Source organism: Exiguobacterium sp. RIT594 (assembly GCF_003339585.1).
In the GTDB taxonomy this organism is placed as follows: domain Bacteria; phylum Bacillota; class Bacilli; order Exiguobacteriales; family Exiguobacteriaceae; genus Exiguobacterium_A.
The window spans coordinates 1,555,870-1,572,870 of the sequence record NZ_QPKF01000001.1; the positions used below are offsets into that span (position 1 = coordinate 1,555,870).

Genomic DNA, 17,001 nt, shown 5'->3' on the forward strand with positions numbered 1-17,001 from the left:
CTACCCCTCCTTCCTCACAAGATAAGCTGTCACTTTCTCACTGAACGTCTCTGTCGTTTGAACGACAAGCCGCTCTCCCGTCTGGCGTTCAACTTCATAAAATCGAACACCGTACTGTGTCAGCTCTTTCGTAATCGTAACACGTTCCTGTAATCCGTTCGTCGGTCTTAAGACCAACTTCACGTCGGATAACGGATACCACTCCCCGTCCAGATACACTCCGTCACCGAAAAACGGACTTTTTTGCGCTAATTCAATCGGATGTCCCTGATCAATGATTTTTCCTTGTTCCATGACGTAGACATAATCCGCCATCGCCATCGCTTCTTCACGGTCATGCGTGACAAGTAACGTCGTCACACCTTCCGCGACCGTTAAGCGCCGAATCAGCGTCCGCAGTTCGCGGCGACGTGGTAAATCGAGACTCGAGAACGGTTCGTCGAGCAACAGAAAATTCGGACCGCTGGCTAATGCCCGGGCAAGACTGGCCCGCTGTTGCTCACCGCCGGATAATTCATGGACATAGGCATCGACCCGCCCTGTTAATCCGACCTTGGTTAACCACTCGTGGACGTCCTGTTGACGACCTGTCGCCATACCAATCCGGATATTTTGTCCGACCGTCAAATGAGGGAACAGCAACGGGCGTTGGAACAACATTGTCACTCCCCGTTGATTTGGAGCAACGTGCGTCATGTCGGTTTCACCGAAACGAATGATACCGCCTGATACTTTCTCAAGACCTGCAATCAATCGCAGCAGCGTCGTTTTCCCGCTTCCACTTGGACCCACAAGTGCAACACATTGACCGGACGGAATGTGTAAATCAATCGCCTGCAGGACTTGTTTCTGACCAAATCGTTTATTGACGTGCTGAATCGTAACGTCCATCTAACAGCCTCCGAACTACTTGCACCCATCCTTCTAATAAAATGAGTTGCACAAAATAAATCAAAAAAGGTAAAACCAATAACCAAATCGTCGCTTCTTTAGCGGCAACCAAGGAATTGCCGGAATAGAGCGGAAACGCTTCAAGGGCAATCATTTGAACGACTCCGCCCCCGATTAAGGTAACGAGCGCATACTGACTCAGGGCGATGACCGTTACAAGTAACGTGACGGACTGGATGGCAGAACGCATCATCGGTCCTGTCAAAAAAAGAAACCGTTTCAACCGGCTGGGTTCAATCAACACCATTTGCTCCATCATCTGTTCACCCAGTGCTTGAAACGCATTCGTATACATCCGGATCGTGTACGGTAGTGTCGGAAGCAGTAAAACCAACAGTACACCGATAAATTGATCGGCGAGCCCTAACCGGATCCACGTCAGATAGAGACCAAACGACAATAATAATACCGGCAGGAAAAGCGGCAAACTGATCAACAGTTCCATATACCGGATGAGTCGTCCCGCCCGAAACGCAATCGCCTTTCCTGTGACATAACCAATCAAATGATTGAGAAGTGTCAAGACCGCAATCATTGAAACCGTTGTCGTCAACGTTTCGAATAATCGCGGGTTCCAGGTCCAGGTCGACGGAATCAATCCAAGCAACGGAACGAGTACTAGCAATCCGATCACTGCTGTTATTACCCTTCTCTTCATTCTACCCGCCCCTTACTGATCCGCTCCGTTAACGGACGGATCGTACGTGTAAAGATCACTAACAGCAAAAATAAGATTCCGGTCAAAAGAACACTGATGGCAAAGGCTTCCGGTTGACGGGATAAATCCCCTTGCGTATATAAATCAAACGTATAGACGCCAATCAGCTTCGGATACGTCACACCGAGCAGCGCCGGGACTTCGTAAGCAAATAAGGTAAAGGCAAAAACAATGAACGCTGCCTCGAGGACGGGAAACAGTAAAAATACGCCTTTTCCATGCCAAAACCGTTTCAGTCGCGATAGACCGAGCATTAATCCGAGTTCTTCATACCGGTGATCAAGGCGCCGGTAAACCGGTAACAAATAAAAAAAGATAAACGGAATTTCTTTGTAGAGATACGTCAGGATGATACTGAATTGATTCACTTCATGCGGACTGATGACCGGTAAATCGCTCAAATAAAGAATGGCCAAATAGGCGGCGCCAAGATGGGGTAAAAATAACGGAATGGCCAAAACCTGTGCCGTCCATCCCGTTTGTTTGGCAAAAAATCCAGCCAGCCAGGCCCCGATCAATACAGACAGTACCGTACTGCTGACTGCTACGTATAAACTGATTCCGATACTTTCCAAAAATACCGGGTCTCGGAACAATCGGCTGTAATCTTCCCAAGTCGTCATCGACAGACTGACGAAAAGACCATAGCCGACCATACCGGTAATCAGCAAGGTGGCTGGCCAGGCATTACCGCGCCACACGTTCCGGCCAGTCTTTCCGGATTACATCAAAGAATGCCGGATCCAGTTCCGCACGGACTTTGCCGTCGAATGTTGCCGGTTTCGGTGTTGACGCAGCTGCCGGAACGTCTTCAAATGCCTCTTGTTCCGTCGAACTTACCGTCGTCAAATCTAAACTTGTTCCGTCTCCCCAATACGTGCCGTCGAATTTCTTGAGTTGGGCGTCCGGCGACAACAACGTGTTGATTGTAACGAGTGCTCCATTCGGATTCGGCGCATTAAACGGAATCGACAGGAAATGGGTCGAAGCAATCGAACCATCGGTCAAGACGAGCGGACGTGTCTCTTTCGGGAATGTCCCTGACTTCACTTCCTGTTCGGCCCGGCGTTCGTTGAAGCCCATCGTGAACGCAACACTTCCTTTAGCGTACAACTGGTCAAGCTGAGCCAGTGTTTTCGGATACGTTTTGCCCTCTTTCCATAAATACGGCTTCAGTTCGTTTAAATACGCCCACGTTTTCTTAAAGTCTGCTTTCGGATCTTTTAACGTTTCTTTTGACTCAAGCCCGTACATGACGTGGCGGACAAACGCATTCCCTGTAAAGTCCGTCACTTCCGGATACGTGAATTTGCCCGGATTTTCTTTCACCCAACTTTTGAGTTCCTGGAGGTCCTTCGGTGGGTTCGCGACACTCGCCTTGTCGTAATGGAACGTATATTGAACTTTTCCCCATGCCGCTTCCAAATGATCGGTCGGTGTCCCGCTGTCCGATCCTTGCGCCTGCGGATCGACGTATTTCATGTTTGGCAACACTTTCGTGATCTCACCGTATAACAAGCCGTCCTTTTTCGCGTTCCGGAAGTTGTCGCCGTTAATCCAGATAACATCGATGACACCCGTTTCTTTCCCGGCTTTCTTTTCCGCCCGCAATTTTTGAATCAAGTCGGCCGTTTCAATCGGAACCCGCTTCAGCGTAATGTTGTGCTCTTTTTTTACTTTTGGTGCCACGTATTCATCGATATAGGCATTGATCCCCTCATCGCCGCCCCACATATACATCCGGACAGTCGTTGCGTTTGCGTCCTTTTCAATCGATGTATAGGAAGAACCTAATACTTTTTCCTGCACCGGTGCTGCTGGAGACGCACATCCGGCAAGAAGCAGGCCTGTCGCTGCGATTGCAGTCATTTGTTTTATCATGTGTGAAAATCCCCTTTATTTTTTATCAAAGCCTGACTTACCAAGCCATTCAATGACCCGCGGAAACAATCCGTAGGCCTTTGCCGAACCTTCCATCCAAAACGGCGCATTCACCTCGCGTTTTTCCCGGATCATGGCCCGTGTCACCGTTCGTGCTAATTTTTCTTTCGACAACACGATGCTCGCAACGTTTTTTTCGTATTTCCGGCTGAGATCCGCCCGGACAAAAAATTCCGTTGCAATCGGACCAGGATTGACAGTCATGACATGAAGCCCCTTCGGCCTCAGTTCAAGACGCAAAGCATTGGAAAACTGATATAAGGCGGCTTTTGTCATACAATAAATCGTCGACTTAGGTGTAGGTAACTTCCCTGCCTGACTCGCCACGTTGACAATCATGCCGCGCGGACGAAACAGCGGGAGACAGGCTTTCGTCAATCGAATCGGAGCCAGGACATTGACCCGGTTCATTGATTCGATGGTCTCAATCGTCGTCTCCTCTAAAAAACTGAACTCCCCGAACCCGGCATTGTTGATTAATACATCAATCATGCCATATCGTTCAGCGATTTGATCAGCCAGACGCTCCGGTGAATGTTCTAAATCATAAACCACGTATTCCGCTTGAAGTGTCTTTGCCATCTGTTGCAACCGATCTTCCCGCCGGGCGACTAAGATTAAGTTCGCCCCCTGCCGGTTCAGCTCGTATGCAAGAGCTTCCCCGAGTCCACTGGAGGCACCGGTCAAGACGACCGTTTTATTCATGAGATTCATGTTCACTGCCCTTTCTCGTATACCGTAAAATCCCGTCCTGTTTTTCGACAAGGATCTGTCCACTCGCCACGAGGTAGTCGAGGCGGGCTTTCATCTCACTCATGACGAGCGGAAACGATTTCTTTAAACGGTTTCCGTACGTCACTTGTGCGAGCTCAAACAGCGTTTTCGTCCCCTCGATATGCTTCAGTAACTGTTCGCCGCGTGCTTTACGTTGCAACAAACGTTCTTCAATCAAGGACGGAACATCGCGAATCGGCTCACCATGTCCGGTGTAAGCGATCTCGATCCGTTCTCCCTGCAGTTTGCGCAAAGAGCGCATATAAGCCAGGACCGGCCGCTTCATGTCCGATTCATCTCCGGGTTGCGGTTGCTCGAGCAACGGATTCGGTTCGACGCGCGCCAACAGATGATCTGCTGCAAACAGGACTCCAGACTGACCGAGAATACCGATTTGATCGCTCGCATGTCCCGGCAGTTCAATGACTCGATACGTGCCTGACTCTGTAATCGCATCCCCTTCTTGCAGGACATGATCCAGTCGTCCCTTCCCGAGCCATTTTAAAGCGGATAAATAACTCGGTAAAAGCGCCCGTATTTCGTCCGGCACACCAAACGACAAGGCCAGCCGTTGCAGGAAATCATCCCCTCTGCTCAAAAACGCTTGATCTTGTTCTAAGTAGGGTCTTAGACGGGCATGTCCATAAATCGGAATCCCCTGTTCGGAAAAACGATAGGCAAGCCCGGCATGATCCGCATGGTGGTGCGTCACGATCACTTTATCGAGCATTGAAACCGTCACTCCGATTTTTCTGAGACCATCTTGCATCGCTTGCCAGGCTTGATCCGTATCCGGACCACAATCGATTAAAATGGTTTCCGTATCGGTCCGTAGCAGATAACAATTGATATCTCCGACCGGAAATGGTGTCGGAATCGGTAACGTAAAGATTTTATCTTCTTGTCGCATCGGTAAACCCCTCTTCTCTCTGGATGGTTTCCTTCATTATAGAGAGAAAGAAGCGACAGCGGCAAACTTTGTCGCCCTCAAATCATGAAACCTTTAAAAAGAATACGGCGGACGACAGCATTTGGATGCAAAAAGAAGCGACCTTTCCGCAGATTGAAAGGTCGCTTCCATAAAAATGTTCTTATTTTAAGTTGAGCACTGTTACTTTATCTCGTGTCATCGAAGCTAGGCTTCGTCCGACACCCTGTACACCAAGACCGGATGATTTTACACCGATGAATGGGAAGTGATCCGGACCACGTTCCGTCCGACCGTTAATTTGGACAGAACCCGTTTCAAGCGCATCCGCAACACTGAATGCTGCGTCGATGTTTTCCGTGAAGACACTTGCTTGAAGACCGTATTCCGATTCGTTCGCATAAGCAATCATTTCCTCGACCGAGTTAACACGGATGACGGGTAAGACCGGTCCGAATGGTTCTTCCCATGCAATCCGCATATCACGTGTAACATGGTCAAACAATGTCGGCTCAATCAGGTTCGCCGTCCGGTTTCCGCCTGTAACGAGCGTTGCCCCTTTTTCTTTTGCGTCTACAATCAATCCTTCGACGAAATCAGCTGACTTCGCATCGATCAACGGTACGACAACACTTTCGTCTTCCGGCGAACCGACTGTCAATTTCGCGATTCGAGCAGACAATTCTGCGACAAGCGCATCTGCCTGAGGTTCAAGAACGAATACACGTTTGATTGCTGTGCAACGTTGTCCGGAATACGAAAACGCACCGCTGATGATGTGATCTGCCGCTAGCGAGAGATCCGCATCCTCAAGAACGAGGGCCGGGTCTTTCCCGCCAAGTTCGAGAACGAGTGGAATCATCGCGGATTGACGTGACAAGTGTTGTCCTGTCGCTGTTCCACCTGTGAACGTAATCATGTTGATGCCCGGATGCGCTGTCAAATAATCTCCGATGACTGAACCGCGTCCTGTCACGAGATTGACGAGACCTGATGGCAATCCTGCCGCGACAAGTGCTTCAACCATCAACGTACCACTGATTGAACCTTGTGTTGCCGGTTTGAAGACGACGGCGTTTCCTGTCATCAAAGCCGGTGCAAGTTTCGCAGCCGCAAGATTGACTGGATAGTTAAACGGTGAAATTGCCAGTACGACGCCGAGCGGTGCTTTTTTAATGATCGCGATTTTTTTAGCACTTCCACCCGGGAATGAGTCTCCTTGCATCATTTGACCGTCAAAACGAAGACCTTCTTCTGCTGTATAACGGATGATTTCCGCCGTCCGTTTGACTTCTTTGATTCCATCAGCAAGCCCTTTACCAACTTCACGCATGATGACTTCGCCAATTTCGTCCGCACGTTTTTCTAACTCCGTTGCCCAGGCATGAAGCAATTCAGCCCGCTTGTTGGCAGGCACTTTCGCCCACTGCGCTTGTGCTGTTTTAGCAGACGCAATAGCCCGGTCTACTTCTGATTTTGTCATCGCTTGAACGCGACCGACTGTATCTTCTTTATAAGGGGAAGAAATTTCAATGGTTTCATTGGATTCACTTTCCTGCCATTGCCCGTCTAATAAGTATGTGTATGTTGTTGCTGTAGTCATTCCACTCGACCTCCATTTATTTTTTCTCTCTCACTTCAGTGTGTGGCTGCATAGCTTATTGTAATCAATTGGTCAGACAAATGCCAAACTTTTTGCTTAACATAAAATGAAAGCGATTTCAAGAACTTTTTTATTCTTTTTACGGTGGAAGAATTGCTTCTTTCTGCCGATAACTAGTCAGAAGTGCAGTGCAGGATGGAAAGGGGCTCAATTACGTGTACAATCAACACGATATTTTATTAGAAGCTGGAACAAATGAGTTGGAAATCGTTATTTTTCATTGCGGACCGTATACGTTCGGCATCAATGTCATGAAAGTCCGGGAAATCATCGTTCCGTTACCGATGACACCATTACCCGGAACACCGGACGCCGTCAAAGGGTTGATCGAGCTTCGGGGTGAAGTCATGACGGTCATCGATTTACCGACTGTCATTGGCGTGGCCCATGAAGAAACAACAGATGATCGCTTAATCATCTGTGAGTTTAACGGCGAGAAGAGTGTCCTCCGTGTCGATTCCGTAACGGAAATCCGTCGTATCTCGTGGGAACAGATTGATACGCCGAATGAACTCGCCCGTGGGATTGAAGGCTTGACGAATGGTGTCGTCAAAACAGGCGATAAGATGATCATCTTGCTGGACTATGAAAAAATCGCGTTGGAACTTTCCCGCAAAGATATCTTCGCCCGCGAAGAAGGCCGTCGTGTTTCACCCCGCAACCGGTCGAACAAAACGATTTGGATTGCGGAAGATTCGGAAATGCTCCGGACTTTGATCATCGAAACGCTGGAGGAAGCCGGTTATGATGGCTTGAAATGGTTCATCAACGGAAAAGATGCACTGGATGCGTTTGAAGCAGGCAGTAACTGTGACCTCTTGATCACCGATATTGAGATGCCGAAGATGGATGGACTGCATTTGACGAAACGATTGCGTGAAGATGATCGGTATACGGATTTACCAATCGTCGTCTTCTCATCCTTGATTTCGGATGACCTCCGTCATAAAGGCGAGTCTGTCGGAGTCAATGCACAGATTACGAAACCGGAAATCGGTCGATTGATTGAAACCGTCGATACATACGTTTTGTAATTACTATTTCTCCAAACAAAAAAACCGTTGCCTGATTGGTCAGGGAACGGTTTTTTGTTTGGAGAAATTTTATTAAACGAAATCACTGTTTTTTCCAAGAAATACATTCAGCCAAGTTTTTCTGAAATCTACCATGCAGTCTTCGATCCGGGTCAACACACCGGCCGCATTTTCGACTGAGCCTGTCTCCGCCTCTTTTTCCAGTAATTCAAAGTCATCCGCTAAATCATCCGCCGCAACGGAATAGGAGGCACCCTTAAGTAAATGAGCTAATTTTTCCGTCTGTTCGGCATCGTTTGCTTCGACCGCATCCTTCAATTCCGGAAACTTCCGATCAAACTGGGCAATATACGTCTCACCGATTTTTTGCAAGAACACATCATCACCGCCTGCAATCAGACGTAGTTCTTCTAACTTCTTTTCATTAAAAAAAGGCATCTTTTCCCCTCCTCTTTTCTATATTATCATTAATTGTTTTAAAAAAAAATCTGAGAATCATTTACACGGTCGATATAGTATTCCTATAATAAAAAAGTGAAGAGCAGGAGGGATAGACAATGTTGACGATTTATCGAAGTGATGTGACGGGGGCAGTCAACGAAATTCAGGAGTTTACGAAGGGTTCCTGGATTCATCTTGTCAATCCGACAAAAGACGAAGCCGATCAAGTCATCGCTGCTACGAAAATTCCTGAGGATTTTATTTATGACCCACTTGATGTCGAGGAAAAACCTCGTTTCGAGAAAGATGATGAAGGTTTGTTGATGATTGTCGACGTTCCTTACATTGAAGAAGAATCATCCGGACGCCGTTACAATACGATTCCACTCGGTATCATCGTGACGTCAAGACACTTCATCACTGTCTGTTCGCAACAGTTGGATGTCCTGACGTTGTTCTCAAGCGGAAAACTCCGCACGTTCCGGACGAATTACCGTTCCCGATTCGTCTTTCAAATCTTATATAAAGTCAGTTCTTCGTATCTCCGGTTCCTGCGGCAAATCGACCGCCGGATGGATGAGCTCGAGGAAGAATTACAACGTTCGATGCGAAATCAGGAAATTTTCCAATTAATGAATTTACAGAAATCGCTCGTGTATTTCATGACTTCCTTGAAGTCAAACGACGGTGTACTCGACCGGATCATCAAAACACCAAGTCTTGAAAAACATGAAGACGATGAAGACCTGCTCGAGGATGTGTTCGTTGAACACCGCCAGGCCATGGAAATGGCCCAAATCTATAAAGATATCATCAGTTCGACGATGGATACGTTTGGTTCCGTCATCTCGAACAATGTCAACTTCGTCATGAAGTTCCTCGCGTCGATCACGATTGTCATCTCGATCCCGACGATGATTTCCGGAATGTTCGGGATGAACGTGCATGTGCCGTGGGAAGGCGAAGTCATGGGCTTTTGGATTGTCTTCGGCATGATGATTTTCTTCTCTGGCTTAGCCGCCTTTATATTATGGCGCCGCCGTTTCTTTTAGTGCGTATGAATGGATGGACAAAAAACCACTTACTTTTGAATGCTTTAGTCTAGAAACGCATGTTGAGACGACTGTCTCTTCGGCTTTCTACATAAGTCCATCAAAAGGAAAGTGGTTTTTTTGCAGGTTAGTTGATTTCGATGGTCACGAGACATAAATCGTCCGCATCGTCACTTTGATCCGGTTGAATCAATTGATGAATCGCCGGTCCCTGTTCCTGAATCAATTCACGAATCGCACTGATCCCTTCATCGATTCCTTTACTGTACAATTCCATGAAGCCATCTGTATACAAGTAGACACAACCTGGCGAAACGAGGTCAATCGTCTGGCTCGTATACTCCGAATCTTCGAACATCCCGACTGGTAATCCCGTATTTTCAAGCGGAATGATTTGATTACCCATCCGCAACAAGCCCGGTGGATGCCCGGCATTCGCATAACTGAGTTTCATCTCATCCAGTTCGATGTACAAGTACACGGCCGTAAAGTAAATTTCCGTTTCATCGCCAGGGAACAGACGGCTCATCTGTTTGTTTAATTCCTCGAGAACTTTCGCCGGATCTCCGATGCGGTGCACGAGTTCAAATAAAATCGAACTCATTCCCATCGTAATCAATGCAGACGATACCCCATGTCCCATGACATCAAATAAGATGATGCCGTATTTTTGCGGCGAAATCCGGTACCAGGCATACATATCGCCTGCCAGTTTTTTCGACGGAATGTACGTCGCCATGATCCGGATGTCTTCATCCTCGATGTTTGCACTTAACACGCTTTGCTGAAGCTTTTGTGCTAAATCAAAATCCTCCTGTAAAACTTTTTCATAACGCTTTCGGGCGTCAATCGCCTGTTTGAGCGACATGGCATTTCGGACACGGGCGAGCAGCTCCGTTTTCCGAATCGGTTTTGTCGTGTAGTCGGAGGCCCCGGCATCCAGTCCGTCCGCGATGTCTTCTTCGTTTGATCGACCGGATACGATGACAATCGGTAATTCATCCAGGCCAAACCGTTTACGAATCAGACGTGTCGCATCAATGCCACTGATTCCGGGCATTTCGACGTCAAGTAATACAACGTCCAGTGTTTCAATGAACAACGGATCTTCCATCAGCTCCAGCGCTTCTTCCCCGCTCATCGCCTTGACCACGTCATATCCTTCATTTTCAAGCAATCGTTCTAAAATCATCAAATTCGTAAACTCATCATCTACGACCAGTATACTCATGTCGTCACCTCGCTCTATCCACATATTCATTGAAAATAGTTTAGCACATAATTTACATTTTCGTTTAGACGAAAGCTGCTTTTTCCGTCATACTATAGAAGAATGAAAGGGGGAATGGATCATGTGGCTTTATGTCGTCTCCATTCTAATCATTGTCTTCGTCTTAGTCGCTTCAATCCTCGTGATTTCAAAGGGTTACGGCTATAAAGGCAACAAGGATGACATCGAAATCGATTACGATGAAATCAACCGTAAATTAACTGAAAAGCACGATGATGAACATCGGCCGTAACACAATCAAATCGTCTCAGACCATCATATCATTGGATGGTCTTTTTGTTGCATTACAAATGCATGTTTTTAGTTGTGAGATAAGGGTATATTCCTATCATGGTCAAATCATACTTTAAGGGAGTGTCAATCATGCAACCAAACTTACCAAACGATCCTCATGCTGTACATGCCGAAAACCCGAATCGCCAGTTCGATCAGGAAACTTCATCTGGTCGTCAAGTCAGTTTACTTACAGGAATGCTGCTAGGTGCAGTCGTCGGCGGTCTTCTGACGCTACTCAGCTCATCTAGCCGTCAAAATACGAAACAAAGCCTGCGCGGTGCTAAAGACTCTGTCTCAACGCTCGCTTCATCGCTTAAAGAAGATCCGTCAGGCAAAGCATCACAAGTCATCAATCAAGTGAAAAGCGCTTCAAGCATCATCCAAGAAGTCGCATCTGACGTCCAAAACGTGTATGACAAAGTCAACACGGAGCTTGATACTGTCAAGACTGATGCGTCGTCCGTCAAAGATACGGTCAATGAAGCGAAAGGAGATCTCAACTCGATCAGCAGTAAAGTCGTTGAAGCGAAAGATGTGGCACTCGGAAAAGAAGAGGCGCCTCCTGAGCACCAACCGAACAACACGCAACACGATGATTCGAAACAAGATCAGTCACAACAAAATAAATAATTTAATGAAACCTTTCCGGGACAATCCGGGAAGGTTTTTTTAATTGGAAGTATTTTACGACAATCGCAACACGTTCCCGCATTCCGTAACGCAAGACGCCGGACAGTGGTGTCTCAGCCGGAATGGCGTCGGTCTTTAAGTCCATCTGTTCCGCCTCTTTTCGGGCACGATACAAATGGAAGTCCGACGTCACGATCGAGACACGGTTTTCCGATTCCGGTAACAGTCGTTTTGAAAACGTCAGATTTTCAGTCGTCGATGTCGATTGATCTTCCAGCAACAACCGTTCTTCACTGATTCCACCTTGAAGCATTCCCCGTCGCATCGCTTCCGCTTCCGAAATCGCTTCTCCGTCCCCTTGTCCTCCGCTTAAGATGAATGTTGTATCCGGAAATTGTTTTCCGTACCGGACGGCTGCCTCAATCCGGTTGCTTAAAATCAGCGAGGGTTTCTCCCCTTTGACACCGGCTCCAAGCACGATAACGTAAGGATGTTTCCCGTTCGCAAGCGGTCGTTCCCCCTTTGCGACGAACCAACCGATGCTGAACCAGAATACGGTGAGCAATAAGAGTAACCCAAGACCGGTTTTATAAAAACGGCGTATGATATGTTTAACTGTGTTCTTCATAATTATGACCCCTCAGTGGTAAGATCCTGCTGTCTTTTTGTCACCTCTTTTTATACGCCTTACCACTCAAAAGGTTTCAACTCGTTTTCTCAGCAAAAAGAGCGACACTTCCGCAAAAAATCGGTGTGTCGCTCTTCCTTATCTGACTGACATTAATTTCCCCAAATTGATGTCACGTATTCCGGGTGATCGATGAACGGATTCCGGTTTTTCTGCCACTTCTCAAAGATGATATCATTTCGTCTGATTTCCGTCGCATCGACCGGATCAAGTTTGTTCCATGCTTTTAGCGTCGACAGTTTGCCATGAAGTGGATTTGCGCCGTTGCTGACATTTTCCGATGCTTCCAAATCAATTTCACCGCCGCCTTCATAGCGGACAGCCATGTAGAAGATCATACGCGCGATATCGCCTTTGACACGTGTCGGCGGTTCCCATGAATCGCTGTCACGGTAACAGTCGCAACCGGCATACTTCGTGCCTCCGTTATCAAAATCAAGATTCCCCCGTGCGCTGTTGACGACGACATCTTCCGCCCGCAGATGATGCAGGTCCGTTCCCGGTCCGTTGCTTGTTCCGAAATCACCGTGCGACTTCGCCCAGACGTGCTCCCGGTTCCATTGACCGACGTTCCCGCCGTTATTGCTCTTGGCAATCGATTTCCCCGTATAGAGTTCGATGACATTATTCGCATTATTCGGATCTTGATCCGTTTCCTTCAGAGCAGTCCAGACCGTGTCGTACGATACTTGTGTATGATTATCGATGATATCGTGCAGTGAGGCTTTTAGTGCTGCTCCTGACTTACCAGACGCTGGTAGATAATATGCGTCGATCGTCGATTGTGACGTGACCATCTGCGGTCCGGCAACGATTTTCGTTGGTTCTGTTTTAGCGATGACTGGTGTAAACGAAATTGATCCGAGTGCAAGTGCAGCGACAAGCGCCCCGCTGATTTTCGACTTCCAATTCATACTGTGTTTCCCCCTTGGTTACATATGTATGTGCTCGTCTTACCTCCTCATTTTTACACCTCCTTTCGCTTCTGAGAAGCTGGACAAAAGACCTTGAAATTCCCGGAAAGAAACTGAATCAAAATTCATTCAGTTGTTCAAGAGTCCGATGGTCCTGTTTTTTTCTTGAGAACAGGTCAACCGGCTGATTATTCTTCTACACAAAAAATATTCCAGGTTCAAAAGTCACGAAAACAAGATGTTCAGAAATAGACGCCACGGATGATACAGCAACTTTCAAGACTTGCTATACTATAAATGCAAACGCTTTCATAAATTTATAGGAGGTCTTTTCATGAAACAAAAACGCTTGATTGTCGCAACACTCGCGACCGCTACTTTTTTAGCGCCACTTGTGCAACCGATTGCAGTAGGGGCGACGGCAGATAACGGCACGATGATGCAGTATTTTGAATGGTATGTTCCGAATGACGGCAACCACTGGAACCGCCTCGGCAGTGATTCAACCAAACTCGATCAGCTCGGGATCACCTCCGTCTGGATACCCCCCGCTTACAAAGGGACGACTCAAAACGATGTCGGCTACGGCGCTTATGATTTATACGATCTCGGAGAATTTAATCAAAAAGGAACCGTCCGGACGAAATACGGAACGAAAGCTCAACTCAAAACAGCGATCAGCCAACTACATACAGCCGGTATCGATGTCTACGGCGATGTCGTCATGAATCATAAAGGCGGCGCCGATTTCACGGAAGCGGTCACAGCCGTCGAAGTCAACGGCAGCAACCGCAATCAGGAAATCTCGGGAGATTACCAGATTCAAGCCTGGACCGGTTTTAATTTCGCGGCGCGAAACAATACGTATTCGAACTTTAAATGGAAATGGTATCACTTTGACGGAACGGACTGGGATCAATCCCGTTCGAAAAGTGCCATCTACAAATTCCGGGGGACCGGAAAAGCGTGGGATACGGATGTCTCGACCGAAAACGGAAACTATGACTACCTGATGTATGCCGATATCGATTTCGATCATCCGGAAGTCCAGCAGGAAATGAAGAACTGGGGCAAATGGTACGTCAATGAACTGGGTCTCGACGGATTCCGCCTTGATGCCGTCAAACACATCAAACACGGTTATCTTGCGGACTGGCTCGCGAACGTCCGTCAGACGACCGGAAAGCCGTTATTCACGGTTGCTGAATATTGGCAAAATGATCTCGGCACTTTGCAAAACTATTTGAGCCGGACGAACTATCAGCAATCGGTCTTTGATGCTCCGCTCCACTATAAGTTCGAGCAGGCGAGTAAAGGCGGAGGCTACTATGACATGCGGACGATTTTCGACGGCACACTCGTCAAGACGAATCCGGTTCAAGCCGTCACACTCGTTGAGAATCATGATTCCCAGCCGGGGCAATCACTTGAGTCGACTGTCCAATCGTGGTTCAAACCGCTTGCTTACGCCATGATTTTAACGCGTGAACAAGGATATCCGTCGGTCTTCTACGGCGATTACTACGGAACAAAGGGCACGTCGAACCGTGAAATCCCGGCGCTTGCCTCAAAAATCGATCCGTTGTTAAAAGCGCGGAAAGACTTTGCCTTCGGAAAACAAAACGATTATCTCGATAACGCCGACGTCATCGGCTGGACGCGTGAAGGTGTGACGGACCGGACAAAATCAGGTCTTGCGACGATTCTGTCGGACGGTCCGGGCGGCAGTAAATGGATGTACGTCGGGACACAAAACAAAGGTGAAGTCTGGACCGACATCACCGGCAACAACACGGCTTCCGTCACGATCAATCAGGACGGTTACGGTCAATTCTTTGTGAACGGCGGCTCGGTTTCTGTCTACCGCCAGCAATAAATTCATAAAAAACCGGTTGTTCACAGGACGTTTCCGTCCACTGAACAACCGGTTTCTTTTTATTCGGCGAGTCCGATGCTGCTGCGGACATGTTCGTCCTGTTCGATTGCTTCGAGTAAAAAGTGAGCGACATCTGCCCGGTTGATTTGTTTTGCCTGCTCCGGGACCCCGCTCTCTGTTTGACGATACAAACCGGTCAACGGACCGTTCATCAGACGAAGCGGCCGGGCGACCGTATAAGCGACGTCCGCCTGCTTCAACAGTTCAATCGCCTGCCGGTGATCTTTTAAAGGATTTTTGAGAATCTGTTGAGCAAGTAACCCCTGAGCACCGGGCAGTTCCTGCTCGACTCCGGCGGAAGCGACATATCCGATCCGTTCGACCCCGTTCACCTTCATTGCGTTGACGATTCGCAAGAGACTCCGTTCTAAAAATCCGCTGTACGCGAGACTCTCGGTTCCTAGAGCCGTCAATACTGCTTCTTGTCCCTGCATCGCTTGATTCACTGCGTCCTGGTTAAGTACGTCTCCTTCCATGACATGCAGTTTCTCGTCCGTCAACTCCAGTTTGTCCGGGTTACGGACGAATGCTGTCACCGTATGTCCGTGGGCAATCGCCTGTTTGACCAACTCCTGTCCGGTTTGTCCGGTTGCTCCGAAAATAATCAGTTTCATAAAATGGCCTCCCTTTATCTGTTCTTTTACTCATGTACCCTTCCCTTTCAGTCCGTAATCGTCTGGCATTTTATAGTGAATCAGAAAATAGTTTCTTCTTGTTTTCAATTTGTGCTAAAATTCAGTTAATATTATTGGGTATTTTTTCCTTAAGTTGCTTTGTTTCTTAAATCCTTTTCAAAACGGCTGTTTGAAGTTCATTCCACTAGACGGAGGCGTACATATTGAAACTACAACAATTAAAAGACCAACTCAATACGATTTATCTCGGAAAGTCTGATGTCATCGATTTATGTTTAACGGCTTTAATCGCCGAAGGCCACATCCTGCTTGAAGATGTACCGGGTACCGGAAAAACGATGCTTGCTAAAGCCCTGGCCAACAGTTTCGACAGTGCCTTTTCCCGGATTCAGTTCACGGCAGACCTGCTACCGTCTGACGTCATCGGTTCCGACTTCTTTAACATGAAGACCCAGGAGTTTGAGAATAAGCGTGGTCCTCTGTTTGCGAACGTCGTTTTGATTGACGAAATCAACCGGGCTGTTCCGCGGACCCAGTCTGCTCTGCTCGAAGCGATGGAAGAGCGTCAAGTCTCGATTGGCGGTACGACGTACCAGATGCCGGCTCCGTTTTTTGTCATCGCCACGCAGAATCCGATTGAATCTGCCGGAACCTTCCCGCTGCCGGACGCCCAGCTCGATCGCTTCATGGTCGCGATCGAAGTCGGCTATCCTGATCTGGAACACGAACGCCAGCTGTTGAACGAAGTATTGGCGAACGTCCGGAAACAAGCCATCGGTATCGCGACAGGCGGCGACTTGATTACCTGGCAGGAAGAAGCGCGGCGTGTTCATGCATCTCAGGACGTCCTCGATTATTTACTGTCGATCGTCCAGGCAACCCGTCACCATGCTCTCGTCGAAGTCGGCGTCAGTCCGCGCGGTGCGATTGCTTTACTTCGGGCATCACAAAGCTTTGCCTTCCTGAGCGGACGCGATTTTATCATTCCGGAAGACATCAAATACTTGGCGAAACATGTCTTGTCCCACCGCCTGACGCTGACGCTTGAAGGCGGTATCAAAACAACGAAAGCCGATTTATTGCTTCATCTGCTCGATGATATCCCTGTCCCGGTTGAAATGGGGTGACG

18 protein-coding genes are annotated in these 17,001 nt (G+C 47.9%); 6 read left to right on the top strand and 12 right to left on the bottom strand.

Annotated elements, in window-relative coordinates:
* The 7 genes from DVG79_RS08120 to DVG79_RS08150 form a co-directional block, all read right to left on the bottom strand.
* Nucleotides 1-891: an ABC transporter ATP-binding protein gene (locus DVG79_RS08120; RefSeq protein ID WP_114596263.1), complete on the bottom strand. Its 891-nt coding sequence runs from the start codon at nt 889-891 to the stop codon at nt 1-3.
* Nucleotides 863-1,609 carry an ABC transporter permease subunit gene (locus DVG79_RS08125; protein WP_114596264.1) on the bottom strand — a complete coding sequence of 249 codons (747 nt, stop codon included), beginning with the start codon at nt 1,607-1,609 and terminating at the stop codon, nt 863-865. The genes DVG79_RS08120 and DVG79_RS08125 overlap by 29 nt, the downstream gene beginning before the upstream one ends.
* Nucleotides 1,606-2,370: an ABC transporter permease gene (locus tag DVG79_RS08130; RefSeq protein WP_114596265.1), complete on the bottom strand. Its 765-nt coding sequence runs from the start codon at nt 2,368-2,370 to the stop codon at nt 1,606-1,608. The genes DVG79_RS08125 and DVG79_RS08130 overlap by 4 nt, the downstream gene beginning before the upstream one ends.
* On the bottom strand, nt 2,357-3,550 hold the full coding sequence (locus DVG79_RS08135; RefSeq protein ID WP_114596266.1) for an ABC transporter substrate-binding protein: 1,194 nt from the start codon (nt 3,548-3,550) through the stop codon (nt 2,357-2,359). The genes DVG79_RS08130 and DVG79_RS08135 overlap by 14 nt, the downstream gene beginning before the upstream one ends.
* A gap of 15 nt (nt 3,551-3,565) precedes the next feature.
* A complete protein-coding gene (locus DVG79_RS08140; protein ID WP_114596267.1) occupies nt 3,566-4,324 on the bottom strand; it encodes an SDR family NAD(P)-dependent oxidoreductase in 759 nt (252 codons plus the stop codon).
* Nucleotides 4,308-5,294: an MBL fold metallo-hydrolase gene (locus DVG79_RS08145; protein ID WP_114596268.1), complete on the bottom strand. Its 987-nt coding sequence runs from the start codon at nt 5,292-5,294 to the stop codon at nt 4,308-4,310. The genes DVG79_RS08140 and DVG79_RS08145 overlap by 17 nt, the downstream gene beginning before the upstream one ends.
* A 181-nt stretch (nt 5,295-5,475) precedes the next feature.
* Nucleotides 5,476-6,915: an NADP-dependent glyceraldehyde-3-phosphate dehydrogenase gene (locus DVG79_RS08150; protein WP_114596269.1), complete on the bottom strand. Its 1,440-nt coding sequence runs from the start codon at nt 6,913-6,915 to the stop codon at nt 5,476-5,478.
* Between the two features lie 215 nt (nt 6,916-7,130).
* Between DVG79_RS08150 and DVG79_RS08155 the strand changes: the two genes are divergently transcribed.
* Nucleotides 7,131-8,009: a chemotaxis protein CheV gene (locus DVG79_RS08155; RefSeq protein WP_114596270.1), complete on the top strand. Its 879-nt coding sequence runs from the start codon at nt 7,131-7,133 to the stop codon at nt 8,007-8,009.
* A gap of 72 nt (nt 8,010-8,081) precedes the next feature.
* On the opposite strand, the gene DVG79_RS08160 is transcribed toward DVG79_RS08155, so the two are convergent.
* Nucleotides 8,082-8,447 (bottom strand): Hpt domain-containing protein, encoded by a 366-nt coding sequence (locus DVG79_RS08160; RefSeq protein ID WP_114596271.1) that lies wholly within the window; start codon nt 8,445-8,447, stop codon nt 8,082-8,084.
* 119 nt (nt 8,448-8,566) lie between these two features.
* Here DVG79_RS08160 and DVG79_RS08165 point away from each other — a divergent pair, with 119 nt between their 5' ends.
* Nucleotides 8,567-9,502, top strand: coding sequence for a magnesium transporter CorA family protein (locus DVG79_RS08165; protein ID WP_114596272.1), 936 nt, complete (start codon nt 8,567-8,569; stop codon nt 9,500-9,502).
* A 127-nt stretch (nt 9,503-9,629) separates the two neighbouring features.
* On the opposite strand, the gene DVG79_RS08170 is transcribed toward DVG79_RS08165, so the two are convergent.
* Complete coding sequence (locus tag DVG79_RS08170) at nt 9,630-10,733, bottom strand: PP2C family protein-serine/threonine phosphatase (RefSeq protein ID WP_114596273.1); 1,104 nt, start codon at nt 10,731-10,733, stop codon at nt 9,630-9,632.
* Between the two features lie 121 nt (nt 10,734-10,854).
* On the opposite strand from DVG79_RS08170, the gene ytzI reads away from it, so the two are divergent.
* Together ytzI and DVG79_RS08180 are read left to right on the top strand one after the other, a co-directional pair.
* A complete protein-coding gene (gene ytzI, locus DVG79_RS08175; RefSeq protein WP_114596274.1) occupies nt 10,855-11,025 on the top strand; it encodes a YtzI protein in 171 nt (56 codons plus the stop codon).
* A gap of 131 nt (nt 11,026-11,156) precedes the next feature.
* Complete coding sequence (locus DVG79_RS08180) at nt 11,157-11,699, top strand: hypothetical protein (RefSeq protein ID WP_114596275.1); 543 nt, start codon at nt 11,157-11,159, stop codon at nt 11,697-11,699.
* A gap of 1 nt (nt 11,700) precedes the next feature.
* Here DVG79_RS08180 and DVG79_RS08185 read toward each other — a convergent pair whose 3' ends face one another.
* Entirely contained in the window at nt 11,701-12,327 is a 627-nt protein-coding gene (locus DVG79_RS08185) for a YdcF family protein (protein ID WP_114596276.1), read from the bottom strand.
* A 152-nt stretch (nt 12,328-12,479) separates the two neighbouring features.
* Entirely contained in the window at nt 12,480-13,301 is an 822-nt protein-coding gene (locus DVG79_RS08190) for an endonuclease I family protein (RefSeq protein ID WP_114596277.1), read from the bottom strand.
* A gap of 334 nt (nt 13,302-13,635) precedes the next feature.
* Between DVG79_RS08190 and amyS the strand changes: the two genes are divergently transcribed.
* Nucleotides 13,636-15,177, top strand: a complete 1,542-nt coding sequence (gene amyS / locus DVG79_RS08195) for an alpha-amylase (protein ID WP_114596278.1) — start codon at nt 13,636-13,638, stop codon at nt 15,175-15,177.
* 59 nt (nt 15,178-15,236) lie between these two features.
* On the opposite strand, the gene DVG79_RS08200 is transcribed toward amyS, so the two are convergent.
* The gene (locus DVG79_RS08200; protein ID WP_114596279.1) at nt 15,237-15,851 is read right to left on the bottom strand and encodes an NAD(P)-dependent oxidoreductase; all 615 of its coding nucleotides are present in this window, start codon (nt 15,849-15,851) and stop codon (nt 15,237-15,239) included.
* Nucleotides 15,852-16,075: 224 nt separating this feature from the next.
* Here DVG79_RS08200 and DVG79_RS08205 point away from each other — a divergent pair, with 224 nt between their 5' ends.
* Complete coding sequence (locus DVG79_RS08205; protein WP_114596280.1) at nt 16,076-16,999, top strand: AAA family ATPase; 924 nt, start codon at nt 16,076-16,078, stop codon at nt 16,997-16,999.
* The last annotated feature ends 2 nt before the right edge of the window (nt 17,000-17,001 follow it).

Bases quoted from the DNA above. Each gene is read 5' to 3' on its own strand.
- DVG79_RS08185 (WP_114596276.1), bottom strand. From the start codon at position 12,327: ATGAAGAACACAGTTAAACATATCATACGCCGTTTTTATAAAACCGGT.
- DVG79_RS08140 (WP_114596267.1), bottom strand. From the start codon at position 4,324: ATGAATCTCATGAATAAAACGGTCGTCTTGACCGGTGCCTCCAGTGGA.
- DVG79_RS08190 (WP_114596277.1), bottom strand. From the start codon at position 13,301: ATGAATTGGAAGTCGAAAATCAGCGGGGCGCTTGTCGCTGCACTTGCA.
- DVG79_RS08165 (WP_114596272.1), top strand. From the start codon at position 8,567: ATGTTGACGATTTATCGAAGTGATGTGACGGGGGCAGTCAACGAAATT.
- ytzI (WP_114596274.1), top strand. From the start codon at position 10,855: ATGTGGCTTTATGTCGTCTCCATTCTAATCATTGTCTTCGTCTTAGTC.
- DVG79_RS08120 (WP_114596263.1), bottom strand. From the start codon at position 891: ATGGACGTTACGATTCAGCACGTCAATAAACGATTTGGTCAGAAACAA.
- DVG79_RS08200 (WP_114596279.1), bottom strand. From the start codon at position 15,851: ATGAAACTGATTATTTTCGGAGCAACCGGACAAACCGGACAGGAGTTG.
- amyS (WP_114596278.1), top strand. From the start codon at position 13,636: ATGAAACAAAAACGCTTGATTGTCGCAACACTCGCGACCGCTACTTTT.
- DVG79_RS08180 (WP_114596275.1), top strand. From the start codon at position 11,157: ATGCAACCAAACTTACCAAACGATCCTCATGCTGTACATGCCGAAAAC.
- DVG79_RS08150 (WP_114596269.1), bottom strand. From the start codon at position 6,915: ATGACTACAGCAACAACATACACATACTTATTAGACGGGCAATGGCAG.
- DVG79_RS08135 (WP_114596266.1), bottom strand. From the start codon at position 3,550: ATGATAAAACAAATGACTGCAATCGCAGCGACAGGCCTGCTTCTTGCC.
- DVG79_RS08145 (WP_114596268.1), bottom strand. From the start codon at position 5,294: ATGCGACAAGAAGATAAAATCTTTACGTTACCGATTCCGACACCATTT.
- DVG79_RS08170 (WP_114596273.1), bottom strand. From the start codon at position 10,733: ATGAGTATACTGGTCGTAGATGATGAGTTTACGAATTTGATGATTTTA.
- DVG79_RS08160 (WP_114596271.1), bottom strand. From the start codon at position 8,447: ATGCCTTTTTTTAATGAAAAGAAGTTAGAAGAACTACGTCTGATTGCA.
- DVG79_RS08125 (WP_114596264.1), bottom strand. From the start codon at position 1,609: ATGAAGAGAAGGGTAATAACAGCAGTGATCGGATTGCTAGTACTCGTT.